The organism is Flavobacterium enshiense, from assembly GCF_022836875.1.
Classification (GTDB): Bacteria; Bacteroidota; Bacteroidia; order Flavobacteriales; family Flavobacteriaceae; genus Flavobacterium; species Flavobacterium enshiense_A.
Window position 1 is genome coordinate 353,867 of sequence record NZ_CP090376.1, and the last position, 20,114, is coordinate 373,980.

Genomic DNA, 20,114 nt, shown 5'->3' on the forward strand with positions numbered 1-20,114 from the left:
ATTATTTTACTATGATTTGTTTAAGCTTTTTCTCTTTCTCCTGTGCATCTACTACTGCAACAGCAGCCATATTGACCATCTCTTCCACGCTGGCTCCCAACTGGAAAATATGAACCGGTTTATCTAACCCCATCATAATTGGCCCTACCGACATCACTTTATTCAATTCTTTCAACATTTTGTAAGTGATGTTGGCTGCATCCAGATTAGGAAACACCAAAGTATTTACATTTTTATTGGCTAGTTTCGAGAACGGGAATTTACTTGCCAACATTTCCTGATTCAATGCAAAATCGGTTTGGATTTCACCATCAACAATCAAATCCGGGTACTGCTCATGCAAAATCGCAACTGCATTTCTGATCTTTACCGCACTTTCTGCAGATGAAGACCCGAAATTGGAAAAAGAAACCATAGCGATTACTGGTTCCATCCCGAACATACGAACCGTTTTCGCAGCCATTAATGCAATTCTGGCCAAGTCTTCGGCTGAAGGATTAGGGTTGATAGCCGTATCAGCTAAAAACACAGGACCGCGTTTAGTCATCATCATATTTGTGGTCGCAATGCGATGAACACCTTGTTGTCTAGGTATTAACTCTAACATTGGCTTTACCACTGTAGGGTAACTTCTGGAATATCCGGTAACCAAAGCATCTGCCTCGCCTTCATTCACCATCATTGCAGCAAAATAATTACGCTCGCGCATCCACTTTTGAGCATCCAATAACGAAGTCCCTCTTCGTCTTCTGGCTTCCCAATATACATCAGCAAAACGATTTCTTCTTCCTTCTTCTTCCTTGGTTTTAGGATCGATAATAACTACATCATCATCAAAACCAATTTCCTCTTTCAGTTCTAAAATTGTTTCTTTATTTCCTAATAAAATTGGCGTTCCGATACCTTCTTCCATCACAATTTGGGCAGCTTTCAATACATCCAAATGATCGGCTTCGGCAAAAATTATTCTTTTAGGATCGGTCTTCGCACGGTTATGCAGCAAACGGACCATCTTGTTGTCCGAGCCCATTCGCTCCAAAAGTTCCTCTCTGTATGTATCCCAATCCGCAATAGGTGCTGTAGCAACACCGGATTCCATAGCGGCTTTTGCAACTGCTGGAGGCACTTCGGCAATCAATCTCGGGTCGAACGGCTTCGGAATAATATAATCACGGCCGAAAGTCAGTTTCGTTTCACCGTAAGCGATATTCACCTGCTCAGGCACAGAAGCCTTTGCCAGGTTCGCTAAGGCAACTACCGCTGCCTTTTTCATTTCTTCGTTGATTTTCGTCGCACGAACGTCAAGCGCTCCACGGAAAATGAACGGGAAACCAAGTACGTTATTCACCTGATTAGGATGATCGGAACGACCGGTTGCCATGATGATATCTTTACGGGTAGCGATGGCCAAATCGTATCGGATTTCCGGCGTTGGATTTGCCATAGCAAAAACAATCGGGTTATCCGCCATACTCAACAACATTTCAGGGGTCACAATATCACCGGAAGACAATCCGATGAAAACATCAGCGTCTTTCATGGCATCCCCAAGTCCTTCAAAATGCTTATCGGTAGCATATGCACGCTGCATTTCCGAAATTTTCGGATCGTCTTTGCGTAAAGCCCCCTTACTGTTGAACATGACGATATTTTCGCGTTTCACACCAAAAGAAACATACAGATTCGCACAGGCGATGGCTGCGGAACCTGCTCCGGAAACCACCATTTTCACTTCATCCATTTTCTTTCCGGCCAATTCCACTGCATTTAGTAATGCTGCCGAGGAAATGATGGCGGTTCCGTGTTGGTCGTCGTGCATTACCGGAATATTCAATTCTTCCACCAAACGTCTTTCGATTTCAAAAGACTCCGGTGCTTTGATATCTTCTAAATTGATACCTCCGAAAGTCGGTGCTATATTTTTTACGGTTTCGATGAATTTTTCAACATCTTTGGTATCTACTTCGATATCGAAAACATCAATATCCGCGAAGATTTTGAACAAAAGACCTTTCCCTTCCATTACAGGTTTTGAGGCTTCTGGACCGATATCCCCTAAACCTAAAACAGCGGTTCCATTTGAAATAACGGCTACTAAATTTCCTTTTGCAGTATATTTATAAACGTTCTCTACGTCTTTTTCGATTTCTAAACAAGGCTCGGCAACTCCAGGTGAATAGGCTAATGCCAAGTCTCTTTGTGTTGCATATTTTTTAGTGGGTACCACCTGAATTTTACCAGGGGTGGGTTTGGCATGGTATAATAAAGCTTCTCTTCTTTTACTGTCTTTGTGCATGGTTTGTTTATTTACTAACTAACAAAGATATGAGGATGATGACAATAATTGAAATTTTTACCCTCAATCTTTAAAAAAGTTTTCACCAGAATTTATCTATATTAATTCACTACATTTACAAGTACCTGATTTTAAGCAATTCATGTTTTTAACCTAAAAAAACCTAAAAAGAAAGTGACATAAAGTTATTGTCCAGTTTATTTATTATTCCTAAATTGATAATCAGCAGACTTTCAATCTATACCGGTTAATTTTGAATGACAGAAAATGAAAAACGGCTTTTCTTCAAATATTGCTGCAGACTCCATCACACTCGTTCACAGCGGAAGGGATTATTTTGACAGGCTGCTAAAACTGATTAATGAAGCGTCTACCGAAATTCATTTTCAAACCTACATCATCGAAGACGACATTACCGGAAACAAAATAGTCAACGCTCTCAAAAAAGCCGTCTTGAGAAAGGTTAACGTTTATCTTTTATTGGATGGACTGGGTTCTCGTGCTTTGCCAGACAAATTTATTACCGATTTACAGCAAAGCGGTATCTATTTTCGTTTTTTCGCCCCACTGTTTTCCTATCAGTCATTTTACTTCGGAAGACGGCTGCATCATAAAATTGTTGTTGCCGATGCAAAAACCGTCCTGATTGGTGGTATAAATATTGCCAAAAAATATGAAGGTACGGCTACAGAAGCTCCTTGGCTGGATTATGCCGTTTTAATCAATGACAGCACAATTGCACAACAGGCACAATCGATTTGTCATTACTATTTTTTCAAAAAAGGGAAACGTCCTAACGGAAAAACACTTTTAGAAAAAGTAAACAATCAAAACACCATAAAGCTGATACAAAATGACTGGCTCAGACGGAAAAACGAAATTCAGAAGACTTATCTGAAATCCATTCAGAATGCACAGAACGAAATAATAATTGTATGTGGTTATTTTTTACCCGGAAGAAAACTCACTCAGGCACTTAAGCAAGCGGCGCAAAGAAACGTCCGTATCCGACTAATTCTTTCCAGCGTATCAGATGTCCCCTTAGTAAAAGGAGCCATCAATTATTATTATCCTTTTCTGCTGCGGAATAACATTGAACTTTACGAGTGGAATCAATCCATTTTACACGGAAAAACCGCCGTTATGGATCAAACATGGAGCACCATCGGATCATTCAACCTGAATCATTTAAGTTCATATGCCAGTATCGAAATGAATGTCTGCATTGATTCAGTTTTGTTTGCTCAAAAATATCAAAATCACCTCGAGCTAATCATTTCACAATGTCTACAAATCACTCCGGCCGCCTTTAAAAAACAAAACAATCCGCTGGAGCGATTCAAAGATTGGAACTCCTATCACATTGTTCGCTTTTTCGAAATCCTACTTACATACCTGCCTTATAACCGATTTCTAAAACGACGCTAAAATGAAGTGGAAAACAATAGTTGATTTCTTTTGGAAGATTGCTAAATCACACAACAGTGCGGAAGAGATTGCCTGGGGAGCTGCCATCGGAACATTCATCAGTGTATTTCCTACTTTCGGATTGGGCGCCCCGCTTGTGATTGTATTAAGTCGGGTACTGAAATTTAATTTGGCCATAGCCCTTGCTGCCAGTATCATTTCAAACCCGCTCACGAGTCCTTTCTTTATGCTTCTGAATTATAAAGTCGGTTCGATGTTTTTTAAGAATCCCATTGTGTTTGACATCGATAACTGGAAAGAAAATTTGAAGGATACAGGATTGACTATTTTAATCGGGGCAATTATTGTCAGTGGCGCTATGGCGGTTATCGCCTATTTCTTTTCAAAATTCATGGTTTTGAAATTGAGGAATAAAAACCAACCCTGATTATTTTAAAAAATCAATATTGCGCTTTAGCCCGCTTAACTTGGTTCTTTTTACAGCCGAATTTTTAAAAACCCTGCGGAACGTTTCTTCCGTGATTTCTATCCAGTCTTTTTTGGTAAACGACAGTAATTCGGGATTCGAATTAAAAAGCGGTTCGTTATGCGGTTTTGAAAAACGGTTCCACGGACAAACATCCTGACAGACATCGCAGCCGAACATCCAGTCATCGAATTTGCCTTTCATCGTTTCGGGAAGATTGTCTTTCAGTTCGATGGTAAAATACGAAATGCATTTACTGCCATCCACTAAGTATGGTGCCACAATGGCTTCCGTTGGACAGGCATCAATGCAGGCGGTACATTTCCCGCAGTGATCTGTGGTAATGGTATCGTAGTCCAACTCTAAATCCACGATCAATTCTGCAATAAAAAAGAAGGAACCGACTTGTTTGGAAAGCAGATTGGAGTTTTTGCCTATCCAACCCAAGCCGCTTTTGGCTGCCCAAGCCTTATCCAATACTGGTGCCGAATCTACAAACGCTCGTCCGGACACCTCTCCGATTTCGGTTTGGATGAATTGCAGCAGGTCTTTGAGTTTGTCTTTGATTACGAAATGGTAATCCTCTCCATAAGCATATTTCGAAATCTTGTAACTTTCCGGATTTTGAGTTTCCGAAGGAAAGTAATTCAGCAATAGGGAAATCACGCTTTTCGCGTCGTCTACCAATAATGTTGGATCTAGGCGTTTGTCGAAATGATTTTCCATGTAGTGCATTTCGCCCTGCATTCCGTTTTTGAGCCAGCGTTCCAGGCGCGGGGCTTCTTCTTCCAGAAAACCGGCCTTGGAAATACCGCACGACAAAAACCCGAGGCGAGCGGCTTCGGACTTTATCATTTGCGTGTATTTTGATTGTTGGTTTGTCATTTGAAATCAAATTATGAAGATCACTCAGATTTCATAGATTGACGCGAATCTTAATGTTCCGGGCCTGCATTAGGGATTATCTGCGACCAGTTCACTTCGTTCGGGCGAGCAATTGTCTGAGCTCTTTTTAGTGGAGCTTTGCGAAACTAAAAAAGCGAGTGCGAAAGCCCGACCCGAAGGGGAATACCCTAAAACAATCCTCCCTGAATATTATTTCGGATTTTTCCTAAATGCTTATACGCTTTCTCCGTTACTTCCCTTCCTCTTGGCGTACGGATGATGAATCCTTCCTGAATTAAAAACGGTTCGTATACTTCCTCAATGGTCTCCCCGCTTTCAGAAACAGCTGTCGCCAAAGTGGTCAGACCCACTGGACCGCCCTTGAATTTATCGATAATAGTCGTAAGAATCTTGTTGTCCATTTCGTCCAGACCGTGCGCATCTACGTGTAAAGCCTTCAAGGCATATCGGGCAATTTCGATATCGATTTTCCCATTGCCTTTTATCTGAGCAAAGTCACGAACACGACGTAATAGCGCATTGGCAATACGAGGCGTTCCTCGGCTTCGACCTGCAATTTCGATGGCGGCTTCCATTGAAATCGGCATGTTTAAAATCGCTGAACTTCGCTGAACGATCGTGGTTAACAATTCAGTATTGTAATATTGTAAGCGGCTTTGGATTCCGAAACGTGCACGCATGGGCGCTGTCAGCAATCCGGAACGTGTGGTTGCCCCTACCAGGGTAAACGGGTTCAGGTTAATCTGTACCGTACGGGCATTGGGTCCGCTTTCGATCATGATATCAATCTTGAAATCCTCCATGGCGGAATACAGGTATTCTTCCACTATCGGACTCAGACGATGGATTTCGTCTATGAACAAAACGTCGCGTTCATCCAAATTGGTAAGCAATCCCGCTAAATCGCCGGGTTTGTCCAATACGGGGCCGGAAGTTATTTTGATGCCCACGCCCAATTCGTTGGCTAAAATATTCGCCAAAGTTGTCTTTCCTAATCCCGGGGGACCGTGAAAAAGGGTATGATCTAAAGCCTCGCCTCGCAGATTGGCCGCTTCCACAAATATCTTCAGATTCTCCAGGACCTGATCCTGTCCGGTAAAATCATCAAAACTCAGTGGGCGCAATGCCTTTTCTATATCAACTTCCTGCGGGGTGCAACGCTCTTTATTGGGATTCAGATTTTCATTCATGGGGCAAAGATATAAAGAAAGTTAGCAGATTACAGTGTTCAGCCGGCAGTTTCTAAAACCTGAAAATCAAACATTATAGCCCGTTGCAAGAATTTCTTTCCATTCCGGATTCCTTTTGATGTAAGAAGCCACAAATGGACAAAGCGGCGCCAACGGATAGCCTTTCTCTTTGATCCAATGCAGGGTTTTCAAAACCAATGCAGAACCGACACCCTTTCCTTCCAAGGCCGGTGGTACTTCGGTATGGGTTATAAAAATGATGTTTTGCTTGGTGATCTTGAATTCAGAAAAAGCGATGTATCCTTCCACTTCCAGTTCGAAACGACCTTTCTCCTCATTAATACGGAGTGGCAAGGCGTCCAGACTATTCTCCATCCTTAACCTTATCTTTATTATAATAAAATGACAAAGCGCCTGACGGGCATTTCTTCACCTGTTCCATCATTTCGTCCGAACTGGCTCCGCGGGGATTAATCCATGGCTGGACTTTGGCACGGAAAACTTCAGGTAATCCGCGAACGCAATTACCGGAATGCTGACACAAGTGTTGCTTCCAGACAATAGTGATTTCTCCATTTGTGTATTCTTTTGCACTTTCCATAATCGTAAGAATTTAGCTTTTCGTAAGTTACAAAAAAAAGTATCACTAAAAGGATGTTTTTATATCTTTAGAGCAATTTAACAAAAATTTTATGCAAGACGAACAGCAACATTTTAAACGTGAATTAGGATTATTGGATGGAACCATGCTAGTGGTGGGTTCGATGATTGGCTCGGGAATTTTTATTGTAAGTGCCGACATTGCCCGTCAGGTTGGATCTACCGCCTGGTTATTAATCATCTGGTTATTGTCGGGATTGATTACCATTATTGCCGCTGTGAGTTATGGCGAATTGAGTGCCATGTTCCCAAAAGCGGGCGGACAGTATGTATACTTAAAAGAAGCTTACAATAAACTCATCGCCTTTTTGTACGGCTGGAGCTTCTTTGGTGTGGTACAAACCGGAACCATCGCCGCTGTTGGTGTGGCTTTTTCAAAGTTTACCGCTTACCTTGTTCCGGCAGTGAGTGATGAGAACGTTTTATACGAAATCGGATCGTTCAAACTTAATGCTGCACAGTTGGTTTCTATTTTTACGATTATAGTGTTGACCTTCATCAACAGCCGTGGGGTAAAAAACGGAAAGGTACTGCAAACCGTTCTGACCATCATCAAAATCGCATCATTAGTAGGTTTGATCGTCTTCGGATTAATAGCCGCTAAAGGTCAGGTTTGGGACGCTAACTGGACCGATACCTGGACAACAAGATCCTGGAATGCCGAAAGCGGTTCCTGGCTTCCTATTTCCGGTATGAGTCTTATTACCGGGATATCTGCCGCGATGGTGGGATCCTTATTTTCCAGCGATGCCTGGAATGGTGTTACGTTTATTGCGGGAGAGATTAAAAATCCGCAGCGCAATGTAGGGTTGAGTTTGTTTTTGGGAACCTTTATCGTGACCATTATTTATGTATTGGCTAATGTAATGTACGTTGCCGTGGTACCTTTGGAAGAAATTGCTTTTGCCAAATCGGATCGTGTGGCGGTAGTAGCGGCCAACAACATCTTCGGAAATATAGGGACATTAATTATCGCCGTGATGATTATGATTTCCACGTTTGCATGTAACAACGGATTGATTATGGCCGGAGCCCGCGTGTATTATACGATGGCCAAAGACGGTTTGTTCTTCAAAAAAGCGGCGCACTTAAACGAATTCAGCGTGCCGGCGTGGGCGCTTTGGTCGCAATGTGTTTGGGCTTCGTTTTTATGTTTGACCGGAAAATATGGTGATTTACTGGACTTTGTGGTAATCATCGTTTTGATTTTCTATATACTTACCATTTACGGCATTTTCATTTTACGAAAAAAACAACCCGATGCAGAACGACCTTACAAAGCGTTTGGCTACCCGTTCTTACCGTTGTTTTATATAATAGTGGCTTCGGCTATCAGTATTTCATTATTGATTACGAAATTTTCTACCTGTGGGTGGGGCGTTTTAATTATGTTGGCAGGCATACCGGTTTATTATTTTACACAACGTAAATAAAATTTTCTTAAAGTCTGTTTTTCAGTTGGTTAAAATTAAAAAAAGATGTAATTTTACTATACGATTTTTGATTTATTGTTTGTTTGAATAAGAGGCACTACAAACGTGTTCTTTTTCGGGCGCTATCCTATCTATTGTTAAAGTGTAGGGTGATAGTAAATCAAGAATTTATTGGGAGGTCATAGAAATATGACCTCTTTTTTTATTTATACACTACAATGAATTTCCCAGGATTTGTGCGTATTCATTTAATTATCGCCTAAAGTCTCCATAATTAACACCTAATTTATCATTAAGGCAATCATTGATTACTTATGCTATATTTATACTATAGCTATGCTATATCAGTGCTACATCAGTGCTATATCAGTGCTATATCTATTAATTTTATCTTTAGAAAATCGTAATCCTAGTTGGGGTAATTTTCGATCGCGGGAGATTTTCTAAGACATTAAAACTACGGGAAAGGAATTTTCGAAGTTAAATTCGCGCATAGAGGGCGTGGCTCAAAGTTAACATCTGTCCAGCCACAGTCATAGTTTTTAAATTACTCTCTTTGTGGGCCCGGATTGCAAATCCGCGCTATCGGGGTTAGTGGAGTGCAACCTTTTCAACTTCCTGAATGAAAGTTTACAACTACTGAAATACTAAAAGCTTTTTCATTAAAGTTTCTGGAAATAAAGTTGGGTTACCCGATCCAAATCTATCATTCCGTCAAATGGGATTTCTAAAAAATAGTCCCGTTGCCAGTTTTGTGTTTTCTTCGCTTGCTTGCTTATTGTTATATCCCAGGGCGGATACACGCGAATAGCACGTTTACCGTCTTTCAACCCGGAAGAAAGCACACCTTGCTCTAAAAAAACAGATTTCGGGAATACAAATTGCCCGAAATGATTTTCGGATTTTGTGTTGATAACGAATAAATCCACATCATCGGAAAAGTCAAAGGGCTGAATGGGTCCGTTTTCGATTCTTTTCCATAGCGTAACGAACTGACCAATCTTAGTCGGTGTTACTTTTGCTGAGCGCAAAACTATATTCAGGTTATTCAATTGAAAACGACAAGCGGCATAATCGGCACTTTCCTTCTCCGCTAAAGGATTTAAAAGCACAAAACCACATTTGTCATAAACCATTTGCTTCAGTTCGCTTAAAGCATAAGGAATTCCATTTTCAACCATCATCACTCAATTACTTATTTAAAAGCTGAAGCAATTCCGCTTTACACTTTTCTTCTTTTGGTCCGAATGCATTTTCATTAACAAGTTTACCTTCCTTATCAAAAAGGACATACCCAGATAGCGCGGATTTGCAATCCGTGCCCACTCCAACTATACCAAATCTAGGATTAAAACTCCTAACCCTAAGCCACTCTCCTTCTGAAAAAACAAAAACTACTACTTTTTGCGGTTGCATTTTTTTAATTACTCTCTTTGTGGGCACGGATTGCAAATCCACGCTACAGAATTGATATATAGCCTCCAAAAGCAAAGAGACCACAACAACTAGCAACATCCGACAAAAATAAATAAAAAAGCCTTTCCATTTGGAAAGGCTTTTTAAATGAATTTATAATCTTAGTGATGAAGTTTTTCTTCTCCGTCTTTGTAAGGAACTGTTTGCGGAACGAAATCGTCATCGTGACCTGGTTTACTGTAGTCGTAAGCCCATCTGTGTACGTGAGGAATTTCACCTGGCCAGTTTCCGTGGATGTGCTCTACTGGAGTTGTCCACTCCAACGTGTTAGATTTCCAAGGGTTTTGTTCAGCTTTCTTACCGTAGAAAATGCTGTAGAAGAAGTTCCAGATAAATACGATTTGGAAAGCAGCTCCTACTAAAGCGAACACCGTGATCAATACGTTAACATCAGCTAAATCGTCAAATAACGGGAATGCTGTGTTTGTATAGTAACGACGTGGTAAACCTGCCATACCGATGAAGTGCATTGGGAAGAATACTCCGTAAGCACAAACCGCAGTAATCCAGAAGTGGATATACCCTAAGTTTTTATTCATCATTCTTCCGAACATTTTAGGGAACCAGTGGTACACACCAGCGAAGAATCCGTAAAGCGCAGAGATACCCATTACCAAGTGGAAGTGAGCCACTACGAAATATGTATCATGTACGTTGATATCTAAAGTTGAATCTCCAAGGATGATACCTGTTAAACCTCCTGTGATGAATGTAGAAACCAATCCGATAGAGAATAACATCGCAGGGTTTAACTGCAAGTTACCTTTCCATAATGTTGTAATATAGTTGAATGCTTTTACCGCTGAAGGAATCGCAATCAATAACGTTGTAAATGTAAATACTGATCCTAAGAATGGGTTCATACCGGAGATGAACATGTGGTGACCCCAAACGATAGTTGATAAGAATGCAATCGCTAAGATAGAAGCAATCATCGCACGGTAACCAAAGATTGGCTTACGTGAATTTGTTGCAATAATTTCTGATGTGATACCTAATGCCGGTAATAATACGATGTATACCTCAGGGTGACCTAAGAACCAGAATAAGTGCTCGAACAATACCGGTGAACCTCCTTGGTAATGTAATACTTCACCAGAAATGAAGATATCTGACAAGTAGAAAGAAGTACCGAAACTTCTATCAAAAATCAACAATAAAGCAGCTGATAATAAAACAGGGAACGAAACGATACCAATGATAGCCGTAACGAAGAATGCCCATATAGTAAGTGGCAATCTTGTCATTGACATTCCTTTAGTTCTCAAGTTGATCACAGTAACCACATAGTTCAAAGATCCCATCAAGGAAGAAGCGATGAACACAGCCATTGAAACTAACCATAATGTCATACCTGTACCTGAACCCGGTATTGCCTGAGGCAATGCACTCAACGGAGGATAAATTGTCCAACCTGCAGATGCCGGTCCTGATTCAACGAACAAAGAACATAACATGATTATTGTTGAAACAAAGAACAACCAGTAAGAAATCATATTCATAAAACCGGATGCCATATCTCTTGCACCAATCTGCAATGGAATTAACAAGTTACTGAAAGTACCGCTCAATCCTGCAGTTAATACAAAGAATACCATGATTGTACCGTGAATGGTAACTAATGCAAGGTAAATATCGTTACGCATTACTCCTCCCGGAGCAAATTTTTCTCCTAAAAGGAATTTAAAAATACCGAAAGACTCTTCCGGCCAAGCAATCTGCATACGGAATAATAATGACATCATAACACCAATGATACCCATTATAAGACCAGTAATCAAATATTGCTTCGCAATCATTTTGTGGTCGATACTAAAGATATACTTTGTGATAAAAGTATCTTTATGGTGGTGTTCGTGATCGTGTCCGTGATCGTGACTTAAATCGTGTCCTGCTGCTGACATATTCTTTTAATTTGAATAGTATTAAAAAATCAATTATTATTTAACCTGAGCTACAACTTTGGTAGTATCTACCTTAACAGTTTCCATTTTTACAGCCGGAACTGTAGCGTCGGTTGCCGGAGCTTCTTTAGCTTTTGCTTCACTCACTGTTTTGCTCAATAGAGGTTGTTCGTTCAACCATTTTTTGTAATCTGCTTCGCTCTCAACGATAACTTTCATTTGCATGTTAAAGTGAGATGGTCCGCAAATTTTATTACATAACAATAAATAATCGAAAGTATAAGGATCTAAAGCTGTTTTCCCAGCTGCTACCAACTCTTGGCTTTTCGCAGCTCTGATCTTGTTGATTCTTGCAACTTTTTCAACCATCTCAGGTGTGTTACGCATCTGATCAGTAGTCATTGTTGGTGTGAAAGCGAATTGAGTAACCATACCCGGAACCGCGTTCATTTGTGCTCTGAAGTGAGGGAAGTAAGCCGAGTGCAATACATCCTGGGAACGTATTTTGAAAACCACTTTTTTACCTACCGGCAAGTGAATTTCTGCTACTTGCTTATCATCTTGTGAATTAGGATCAGACATGTCAACTCCTAATGTGTTAACACCTTCTATATAACGAACGTTAGCTTTTCCAAGGGTATTATCCTTACCAGCATATCTTGCTTCCCAGCTAAACTGCTTACCATACAATTCTACATACATTACATCTTCCTCTTCATCAACAAACATAATATTTGTCCATGCATACAATCCGTAAAGGATCAAACCAGCCAATACAATTACCGGAATAATCGTCCAGATAAACTCTAATTTGTCATTATCTGCAAAATATAAAGCTTTGTTACCTTGTTTACCACGGTATTTGAAAGCGAAATAGTGAAGCAAAGCCTGAGTGATAGTTTGAACTACAAAGATTAAAATCATTGAAATCCACATCAGGTTGTCATAATCAGCACCGTGCTCAGAAGCAGCGTTACTCATTAAAGGTAAGTCACCAAATTTTACAACACAGTAAATAGTCGTTAAGTAAATGAACACCAAGAAGGCAAACATTAAGTAACCATTCACATTATTATCATGATCATTAGCAATTTCGGAATTATCCTTCTTTACGCCGATTTGTGTCAGATCGAATATCTTAGTCAACTGCCAAACAGCAATTCCTAATAAAACTACAACTGTAAGTACCAATAAACTTGTCATTTGTTTATTTCTTTAAAATATTAATAATGGAAATGTTTACTTTCTTCGATTAATGGGTTACGTTTTGCCAATAAAGGTGCCTTTGTTAAAGCTGTAAACACTACAAAAATGAATAATCCGAAGAAGAATAACAATGAACTGATCTCAGACACTCCGATGAACCACTGATCACCAACCGTAGCCGGCATAATCATGTTGAAGAAATCAATATAGTGACCTGTTAAGATAATGATACCTGCCATTACAACAACCCAACTCAGACGTTTAAAGTCAGTGTTAATTAGGATTAAAATTGGTAACACGAAGTTCAATACAACCATACCAAAGAATGGCAATTTGAAGTGCTCGATACGAGTAACGAAATAAGTTACCTCTTCTGGAATGTTAGAGTACCACATCAACATGAACTGAGAGAACCATAAATAAGTCCAGAATACAGAAATACCGAACATGAATTTTGCCAAATCGTGGATGTGGCTTGTATTCACATACTCTAAATATCCTTTAGATTTTAAATATAAAGTAACGAATGCGATTGTTGTAATACCACTCACGAAGAAGCTGGCAAAAACATACCATCCAAATAATGTACTGTACCAGTGTGGGTCAACAGACATAACCCAGTCCCAAGATGCGATTGATTCCGTAACAATGAAGAATGCTAAGAAACCAGCGGCCATTTTGAAGTTCTTTTTGTAAAAAGAATCATCAGAAGCTTCGTCCTGAGCCAATGAATTTTTTCTTGAGAAGTAACGGTATAAATTCCATCCTGCTAAGAAAACTATAGCACGGATCAAAAAGAAAGGAACGTTTAAGAAACCTGATTTTCCGGCAATGATTGCATCATAATGCTCACTTTTCGGATCCGTTACACCTTCTACCATCCATGCGAATAAATGGTTCATATGCATACCAGATAAAATCAAAAGAAGCAAGAAGATTATTGATCCTGGCAACAAGTAAGAAGTGATTCCTTCCATTACTCGGAACAATACTGGAGACCAACCTGCCTGAGCAACCCATTGGATTGCATAAAAAGCTAAAACTCCAACTGAAATCAACATGAAGAAGATACAAGCCACATACAAAGCAGCCCATGGTTTGTTTTGTAATTGGTGTAAAACGTGCTCCAAGTGTTTTTCATGTTCTTTGTGAGCATCCGCATCGTGCGACGCAGCATGAGCAGCATGAGCGTCATGGTGATCCTCTTCAACAACAGGAGTTACAACTGCTTTAGTTGAATCAGCCTCTTCCGTTTTAACAGAATCAGTAGCAACTACGTGGTGTTCAGCAGCAGGAGTTTCCTGTTTTACTGAATCGGCAGCAGCCTCATGATGTGCTTCAGATCCAGCAGCAGCCTCATGTGTGGCTGCAGCAGCATGATGACCACCTTCGTGATGACTTTCTGCTAATATTTTTTCTACGTCTTGCGTAGTTTTAGGTGCAGTTAAAAAACCGTAAGCAATACCTAACAAGCCAAGCGCCATCAGGACAAAAGCAAAGGTTTTTAATTTGTTTGAAAATGTGTACATATTCTAAACGTTCAAATGAGTTTTACTTATTTAATTCTCCTTTTAATTTTAACACGTGAGCTGTAACCATCCAGCGCTCTTTCTGAGACAATTGGTTAGCATGAGAACCCATGGAATTTAATCCATAAGTGATTACGTGAAAAATACTACCTTCTGTAATTTCTCTGTCTGCATAGTTAGGCACACCAAGGAATTTTTCTCTTTTTACAAGATTTCCCTGTCCGTCACCTTTTTCACCGTGACAGATTGCACAATAGATATCGAACAATTCAGCACCTTTTTCAGCATCAACAGATAATGAATCCAACGGAGATTTAAGATTTGCTTTCGCTAATGCATAACCTTCTGGTGTATTTGGAATATCATAAGGCTCGAAACCTCTCTTAATAGTTCCGTGAGCTGGTTTTAACCCCTCTTTTCCACCTTTGAATGCAGAAGACTGAGAATAAGTCTCGTAAGCTACTGACTCATACATATTAGGAAAGAACTGATAGTTAGGCTTTGATTTGTCGAAACATGACGTCGCGGCAATCGACACACCTACTAATGCTACTATTTTATATAAGGCTTTCATATCTACTATTAATGCTTATCAATTACTTTAACTTCTACAGCACCAGTGTTTTTGAAGAAAGAAATCATATCTTCCTCATTTCCATTCACTGCAACCTCCATTAGGAAATGATCATCTGTAGTTCTTACATCCGGGTTTTCAGCTTCTTTAAACGGCCATAATCTACTTCTCAAATAGAATGTGATTACCATTAAGTGCGCTGCGAAGAATACTGTTAACTCGAACAGAATCGGCACGAAAGCCGGCATGTTCTGGTAGAATGCAAAACTTGGCTTACCTCCGATATCCTGCGGCCAATCTACAATCATCATGTAGTTCAACAAATTAGCTGCAACAGTTAATCCCACTACTCCATAAAGGAATGAAGCGATAGCAATTCTTGTAGGTGCTAACCCCATAGCCTTATCCAAACCGTGAACCGGGAATGGAGTATAAATTTCTTCAATATGATGATGAGCTGCTCTTGATGCCTTAACTGCATCCATTAAGATATCATCATCGTTATATATAGCATGTATAACTTTATTCGTACTCATGATCTATTAATGATTGTGTGAATGATGTCCTTCTTTTTCTCTTTCTCTTTTGTAGTTCTCTGCAGAAGTTTTCATAATAGTTTTAACCTCTGCCTGAGCAATTACAGGAAAACTTCTTGAATATAATAAGAATAATACGAAGAAGAAACCAATTGTACCGATATAGATACCTGCATCAACAAATGTTGGCTGGAACATTGTCCAAGATGATGGTAAATAATCTCTGTGTAATGAAGTAACAATAATTACGAAACGCTCAAACCACATACCGATGTTTACCACAAGAGAGATGATAAACGAGAACATGATGCTGGTTCTTAATTTTTTGAACCACATGAACTGTGGAGAGAAAACGTTACAAGTCATCATCAACCAGTATGACCACCAGTAAGGACCTGTAGCACGGTTCAAGAAAGCATACTGCTCATACTCTACTCCGGAATACCAAGCCACGAATAACTCAGTGATATAAGCGATACCAACAATAGAACCTGTAATCATGATTACAATGTTCATTAATTCGATATGCTGAATAGTGATGTAATCTTCAAGGTTACAAACTTTTCTCATGATGATAAGCAATGTGTTTACCATCGCGAAACCAGAGAAAACCGCACCCGCAACGAAGTAAGGAGGAAGGATTGTAGTATGCCATCCCGGAATAACAGAAGTTGCGAAGTCAAAGGATACGATTGTATGTACAGAAAGTACAAGCGGCGTTGCTAAACCAGCCAATACAAGAGAAACCTCTTCAAAACGCTGCCAGTCTTTAGCTCTACCAGACCATCCGAAAGAAAGGATGGAATAGATTCTTTTGTTGAAAGGTGTTACCGCTCTGTCACGAATCATTGCGAAGTCAGGTAATAAACCAGTCCACCAGAATACCAATGATACTGAAAGATACGTAGAAATCGCGAATACGTCCCAAAGTAATGGTGAGTTAAAGTTTACCCAAAGCGAACCGAATTGGTTCGGAATCGGTAATACCCAGTACCCTAACCATGGACGACCCATGTGAATAATCGGGAACAAACCTGCCTGAACAACCGAGAAGATGGTCATAGCTTCCGCAGAACGGTTAATCGCCATTCTCCATTTTTGACGGAATAATAATAGTACGGCAGAAATTAGAGTTCCGGCGTGTCCGATACCCACCCACCATACGAAGTTGGTGATATCCCAAGCCCAACCTACTGTTTTATTTAATCCCCATGTTCCGATACCGGTAGAAATGGTGTAAACCATACAGCCTGCTCCCCAAAGGAACGCAGCTAAAGCGATTGAGAATACAATCCACCACTGTTTGTTTGCCTTACCCTCTACAGGACGAGCTACATCTACAGTCACATCGTGATAATTTTTATCACCTAGGACTAACGGTTTTCTAATGGGTGCTTCGTAATGAGACGACATAATCCTTTATATTGTTTCTTAATAATTTATTTATTTTTTACTCTTAAGTATTTCTAACTTTTACGTGGTAGAATACATTTGGCTTCGTTCCGATGTGCTCCAATAAATGGTACATTCTTTCGTCTTCTGCTAATTTAGCCACTTGACCTTCTTTGTCATTTACATCTCCAAATACCATCGCTCCGCTTGTACAAGCTGCCGAACATGCTGTCTGGAATTCACCATCTTTTACCTGACGACCTTCTTTCTTCGCTTTAAGGATAGTAGCCTGTGTCATTTGGATACACATTGAACATTTCTCCATAACTCCACGAGAACGAACGTTTACATCAGGATTCAATACCATACGACCTAAATCATTATTCATATGATAATCGAACTCACTGTTTTTGCTGTATAAGAACCAGTTGAAACGACGTACTTTATACGGACAGTTGTTTGCACAGTAACGAGTACCTACGCAACGGTTGTAAGCCATATGGTTCTGACCTTGACGACCGTGAGATGTTGCCGCAACCGGACATACTGTTTCACAAGGAGCGTGGTTACAGTGCTGACACATTACCGGTTGGAAAGCCACCTGAGGGTTCTCAGAAGGATCTTCCATTCCTGTTAATGTATCAATTGAATTTAACAATCCAACTGCTTTTGCTTTTAATTCACCATCACCTTTGAAAGTCTCTTCAGAAGAATAGTAGCGGTCAATACGCAACCAGTGCATATCACGGCTTCTTCTTACTTCAGATTTACCAACTACCGGAACGTTGTTTTCAGCGTGACATGCTATAACACAAGCACCACAACCTGTACAACCATTCAAATCGATAGAAAGATTAAAATGATGTCCAACAGAACGGTCAAATGAATTCCAAAGATCAACCTCTGTAGCAGGAGTCTCCTGGTGGTCTAAAGACACCATTGGAACCGGGTTCCAGATTTCAGCATCTTTAGTATTGAATATTTCTAAGGTAGTTTCTTTGATGATATCACCTCTACCCATTAATGTTTTTTGTAACTGAACACAAGCGAACTCATGATCACCTTCAGCTTTGGCAACTTTAGCAACCTGGTTTGCATTTTGGTTTGCATACAATTTATATGCATTAACACCAACCTGCATTTCTTCCTGCATTGCCTCTTTTCTACCGTAACCTAATGCCAAACCGATAGTACCAACTGCCTGACCTGGCTGGATGATAACCGGAACATTTTGCAATTTAACACCAGCTACTTCAATAGTTGAGTAACTACCATTAAGACCACCGTTAGCTACATTATAGTTTTGTAATCCTAATTTTTCAGCATCCTTTTTAGAAACTGTTACATAGTTATCCCAAGATGCTCTGGTAATTGGATCTGGGAACTCTTGTAACCAAGGGTTATTTGCCTGTTGACCATCTCCCATTCCGGTTTTAGTATACAACACCAATTCCAGACCACCTTCATTTTTAGCTTGCGCTAACGTAGAAGCCGCAGTACCGAAATCAGCTGAACCACCTGCAACAGCACCCACTTCAGAAGTATATACTCCGTCGTGAACCAATTTGTTCCATGTTGTTCCAACCGCAATTGAAGAACCAACTGCTTTTAAGAAATCATAATAAGAAGTTGTATTACCAGTCCAAGCCATTAAAGCTTCCTGGAATTGTTTAGTATCAAACAACGGACGAATTGTCGGCTGCATGATAGCATAATGACCTTTTGAAATCATTACATCACCCCATGATTCTAAGTAATGAGGAGCTGCTGCTACGATAGTAGATTTAACAGCTGTTTCGTCTTCTCTCAAAGTAAACGCAACTGACGTTTTCACTTTTGTTAAACCTTCAGCGAATTCAGAAGCGTTTGCCAAAGTATAAAGTGGGTTAACACCATTCATAATTAAGGTATGAACCGCACCGGCTTTCATATCTGCAACCAATTGTGCTACAGCTTTACTGTCACCTTTACGGATCAAACGAGCCGCTGCCGGATTGAAAGCTTCAGAGCTTAATGCTTTATTGATAGCCAATACCAATAATTGTGCATTAACATCATCCAAACCGGAAACTAAAACACCTTTTCCGGCCGCAGCTTTTAATTGTTGTGCTGCTTTCATTACCGCTTCTTCCTGCTTGCCTAAATTAGCTCCGCCTGCAGAACCGCCAGTAATGACATTATATATTTTAACTAAAGCATGTTTTTGCTCAGTAACTGTCAAAGGAATTCGTTTGTCAGCATTAGCACCTGCCAAAGACATATTTGCTTCGATCTGGATATGCTTAGACATCTTGCCGTTTTTAGGCATACGTCCTTTTCCATAACCTGCATCATATCCACCACCTTGCCAATCACCTAAGAAATCTGCTCCAATTGAAACGATAACATCAGCTTTTGCAAAGTCATACTCTGCCAAAGCTCTTTCTCCGTAAACCATTTGGAAAGCATCCAAAGCAGTAGAAGAAGAAACCGCATCATAAGTTACATGTTTAGCTGTTGGGTTTTTTGCAATGAAATCAGCAATCAATCTGTCAGTAGAAGGGCTCGACATAGTATTAGTCAATAATACTACCTGACCTCCTTTAGCTTTAGCTTCTGCCAAGCTTTTTGCAACTGCAGCATTTACATCTGACCAAGAAGCGTCTTTACCAGCAATCTTTGGTTGTTTCACACGCATGCTGTCATATAACGACAACACAGAAGCATGAACCCTTGCATTTGCACCAAACTTTGCATTTGGTAAATTATTATTTTCTACTTTAATAGGACGACCTTCACGGGTTTTGATCAAGATGTTAGCAAAATCAAATCCATCCATCATCGTCGTTGCATAATAATCTGCAACTCCAGGAATGATTTCTTCAGGTTGAACTACATAAGGAATAGACTTAACAACCGGACCTTCACACGCAGCTAAAGAAGCTGCTGCTGTAGAAAATCCAACGTATTTCAAAAAGTCACGACGAGTTGTTGATGAAGCAGACAGCGTAGCTGCATCTCCAAGAAATTCATCTGTAGGAATTTCTTCAACAAATTCATTGTTTCTTAGCGTCTCAACAATAGAACTATTTTGGTCTAGTTCTTCAACACTTTTCCAGTATTTTTTGTTTGATGCCAT

Annotated in this window: 17 protein-coding genes; 3 read left to right on the forward strand and 14 right to left on the reverse strand. The window is 40.0% G+C overall.

Going from position 1 to position 20,114, the window contains the following annotated elements; all coding sequences use genetic code 11:
* Position 1 precedes the first annotated feature (1 nt).
* Positions 2-2,296, reverse strand: a complete 2,295-nt coding sequence (locus tag LZF87_RS01585) for an NADP-dependent malic enzyme (protein WP_244340610.1) — start codon at positions 2,294-2,296, stop codon at positions 2-4.
* 267 nt (positions 2,297-2,563) lie between these two features.
* Here LZF87_RS01585 and LZF87_RS01590 point away from each other — a divergent pair, with 267 nt between their 5' ends.
* Positions 2,564-3,724 (forward strand): phospholipase D-like domain-containing protein, encoded by a 1,161-nt coding sequence (locus tag LZF87_RS01590; protein ID WP_244340612.1) that lies wholly within the window; start codon positions 2,564-2,566, stop codon positions 3,722-3,724.
* 1 nt (position 3,725) lies between these two features.
* On the forward strand, positions 3,726-4,151 hold the full coding sequence (locus LZF87_RS01595) for a DUF2062 domain-containing protein (protein WP_244340614.1): 426 nt from the start codon (positions 3,726-3,728) through the stop codon (positions 4,149-4,151).
* On the opposite strand, the gene queG is transcribed toward LZF87_RS01595, so the two are convergent.
* From queG to LZF87_RS01615, 4 genes are all read right to left on the reverse strand, one after another.
* A complete protein-coding gene (gene queG / locus LZF87_RS01600) occupies positions 4,152-5,075 on the reverse strand; it encodes a tRNA epoxyqueuosine(34) reductase QueG (RefSeq protein ID WP_244340619.1) in 924 nt (307 codons plus the stop codon).
* Positions 5,076-5,263: 188 nt separating this feature from the next.
* Positions 5,264-6,286: a Holliday junction branch migration DNA helicase RuvB gene (gene ruvB / locus LZF87_RS01605; protein WP_244340626.1), complete on the reverse strand. Its 1,023-nt coding sequence runs from the start codon at positions 6,284-6,286 to the stop codon at positions 5,264-5,266.
* A gap of 66 nt (positions 6,287-6,352) precedes the next feature.
* Entirely contained in the window at positions 6,353-6,661 is a 309-nt protein-coding gene (locus LZF87_RS01610) for a GNAT family N-acetyltransferase (RefSeq protein ID WP_244340632.1), read from the reverse strand.
* Positions 6,651-6,887, reverse strand: a complete 237-nt coding sequence (locus LZF87_RS01615; RefSeq protein ID WP_244340634.1) for a (4Fe-4S)-binding protein — start codon at positions 6,885-6,887, stop codon at positions 6,651-6,653. The genes LZF87_RS01610 and LZF87_RS01615 overlap by 11 nt, the downstream gene beginning before the upstream one ends.
* Positions 6,888-6,978: 91 nt before the next feature.
* On the opposite strand from LZF87_RS01615, the gene LZF87_RS01620 reads away from it, so the two are divergent.
* Positions 6,979-8,379 (forward strand): APC family permease, encoded by a 1,401-nt coding sequence (locus LZF87_RS01620; protein WP_244340635.1) that lies wholly within the window; start codon positions 6,979-6,981, stop codon positions 8,377-8,379.
* A gap of 662 nt (positions 8,380-9,041) precedes the next feature.
* Here LZF87_RS01620 and LZF87_RS01625 read toward each other — a convergent pair.
* The 9 genes from LZF87_RS01625 to LZF87_RS01665 all read right to left on the reverse strand — a co-directional run bounded on the left by LZF87_RS01625 (position 9,042) and on the right by LZF87_RS01665 (position 20,114).
* On the reverse strand, positions 9,042-9,563 hold the full coding sequence (locus LZF87_RS01625) for a MepB family protein (RefSeq protein ID WP_244340637.1): 522 nt from the start codon (positions 9,561-9,563) through the stop codon (positions 9,042-9,044).
* A 7-nt stretch (positions 9,564-9,570) separates the two neighbouring features.
* The gene (locus tag LZF87_RS01630; protein ID WP_244340639.1) at positions 9,571-9,795 is read right to left on the reverse strand and encodes a hypothetical protein; all 225 of its coding nucleotides are present in this window, start codon (positions 9,793-9,795) and stop codon (positions 9,571-9,573) included.
* Positions 9,796-9,956: 161 nt separating this feature from the next.
* Positions 9,957-11,759 (reverse strand): cytochrome c oxidase subunit I, encoded by a 1,803-nt coding sequence (locus LZF87_RS01635; RefSeq protein ID WP_244340641.1) that lies wholly within the window; start codon positions 11,757-11,759, stop codon positions 9,957-9,959.
* A gap of 36 nt (positions 11,760-11,795) precedes the next feature.
* On the reverse strand, positions 11,796-12,962 hold the full coding sequence (locus tag LZF87_RS01640; RefSeq protein ID WP_244340643.1) for a cytochrome c oxidase subunit II: 1,167 nt from the start codon (positions 12,960-12,962) through the stop codon (positions 11,796-11,798).
* Between the two features lie 20 nt (positions 12,963-12,982).
* On the reverse strand, positions 12,983-14,494 hold the full coding sequence (locus tag LZF87_RS01645; protein WP_244340645.1) for a quinol:cytochrome C oxidoreductase: 1,512 nt from the start codon (positions 14,492-14,494) through the stop codon (positions 12,983-12,985).
* Between the two features lie 22 nt (positions 14,495-14,516).
* Positions 14,517-15,068, reverse strand: a complete 552-nt coding sequence (locus tag LZF87_RS01650) for a c-type cytochrome (protein WP_244340647.1) — start codon at positions 15,066-15,068, stop codon at positions 14,517-14,519.
* An 8-nt stretch (positions 15,069-15,076) separates the two neighbouring features.
* The gene (locus tag LZF87_RS01655; RefSeq protein ID WP_035630109.1) at positions 15,077-15,604 is read right to left on the reverse strand and encodes a DUF3341 domain-containing protein; all 528 of its coding nucleotides are present in this window, start codon (positions 15,602-15,604) and stop codon (positions 15,077-15,079) included.
* Between the two features lie 6 nt (positions 15,605-15,610).
* Positions 15,611-17,017: an NrfD/PsrC family molybdoenzyme membrane anchor subunit gene (nrfD, locus tag LZF87_RS01660; RefSeq protein WP_244340649.1), complete on the reverse strand. Its 1,407-nt coding sequence runs from the start codon at positions 17,015-17,017 to the stop codon at positions 15,611-15,613.
* Positions 17,018-17,060: 43 nt separating this feature from the next.
* Complete coding sequence (locus LZF87_RS01665) at positions 17,061-20,114, reverse strand: TAT-variant-translocated molybdopterin oxidoreductase (protein WP_244340651.1); 3,054 nt, start codon at positions 20,112-20,114, stop codon at positions 17,061-17,063.

Bases quoted from the DNA above. Each gene is read 5' to 3' on its own strand.
- nrfD (WP_244340649.1), bottom strand. From the start codon at position 17,017: ATGTCGTCTCATTACGAAGCACCCATTAGAAAACCGTTAGTCCTAGGT.
- LZF87_RS01635 (WP_244340641.1), bottom strand. From the start codon at position 11,759: ATGTCAGCAGCAGGACACGATTTAAGTCACGATCACGGACACGATCAC.
- LZF87_RS01620 (WP_244340635.1), top strand. From the start codon at position 6,979: ATGCAAGACGAACAGCAACATTTTAAACGTGAATTAGGATTATTGGAT.
- LZF87_RS01615 (WP_244340634.1), bottom strand. From the start codon at position 6,887: ATGGAAAGTGCAAAAGAATACACAAATGGAGAAATCACTATTGTCTGG.
- LZF87_RS01655 (WP_035630109.1), bottom strand. From the start codon at position 15,604: ATGAGTACGAATAAAGTTATACATGCTATATATAACGATGATGATATC.
- LZF87_RS01665 (WP_244340651.1), bottom strand. From the start codon at position 20,114: ATGGCATCAAACAAAAAATACTGGAAAAGTGTTGAAGAACTAGACCAA.
- LZF87_RS01595 (WP_244340614.1), top strand. From the start codon at position 3,726: ATGAAGTGGAAAACAATAGTTGATTTCTTTTGGAAGATTGCTAAATCA.
- LZF87_RS01650 (WP_244340647.1), bottom strand. From the start codon at position 15,068: ATGAAAGCCTTATATAAAATAGTAGCATTAGTAGGTGTGTCGATTGCC.
- LZF87_RS01590 (WP_244340612.1), top strand. From the start codon at position 2,564: ATGAAAAACGGCTTTTCTTCAAATATTGCTGCAGACTCCATCACACTC.
- queG (WP_244340619.1), bottom strand. From the start codon at position 5,075: ATGACAAACCAACAATCAAAATACACGCAAATGATAAAGTCCGAAGCC.
- LZF87_RS01640 (WP_244340643.1), bottom strand. From the start codon at position 12,962: ATGACAAGTTTATTGGTACTTACAGTTGTAGTTTTATTAGGAATTGCT.
- LZF87_RS01630 (WP_244340639.1), bottom strand. From the start codon at position 9,795: ATGCAACCGCAAAAAGTAGTAGTTTTTGTTTTTTCAGAAGGAGAGTGG.
- LZF87_RS01585 (WP_244340610.1), bottom strand. From the start codon at position 2,296: ATGCACAAAGACAGTAAAAGAAGAGAAGCTTTATTATACCATGCCAAA.
- ruvB (WP_244340626.1), bottom strand. From the start codon at position 6,286: ATGAATGAAAATCTGAATCCCAATAAAGAGCGTTGCACCCCGCAGGAA.
- LZF87_RS01645 (WP_244340645.1), bottom strand. From the start codon at position 14,494: ATGTACACATTTTCAAACAAATTAAAAACCTTTGCTTTTGTCCTGATG.
- LZF87_RS01625 (WP_244340637.1), bottom strand. From the start codon at position 9,563: ATGATGGTTGAAAATGGAATTCCTTATGCTTTAAGCGAACTGAAGCAA.
- LZF87_RS01610 (WP_244340632.1), bottom strand. From the start codon at position 6,661: ATGGAGAATAGTCTGGACGCCTTGCCACTCCGTATTAATGAGGAGAAA.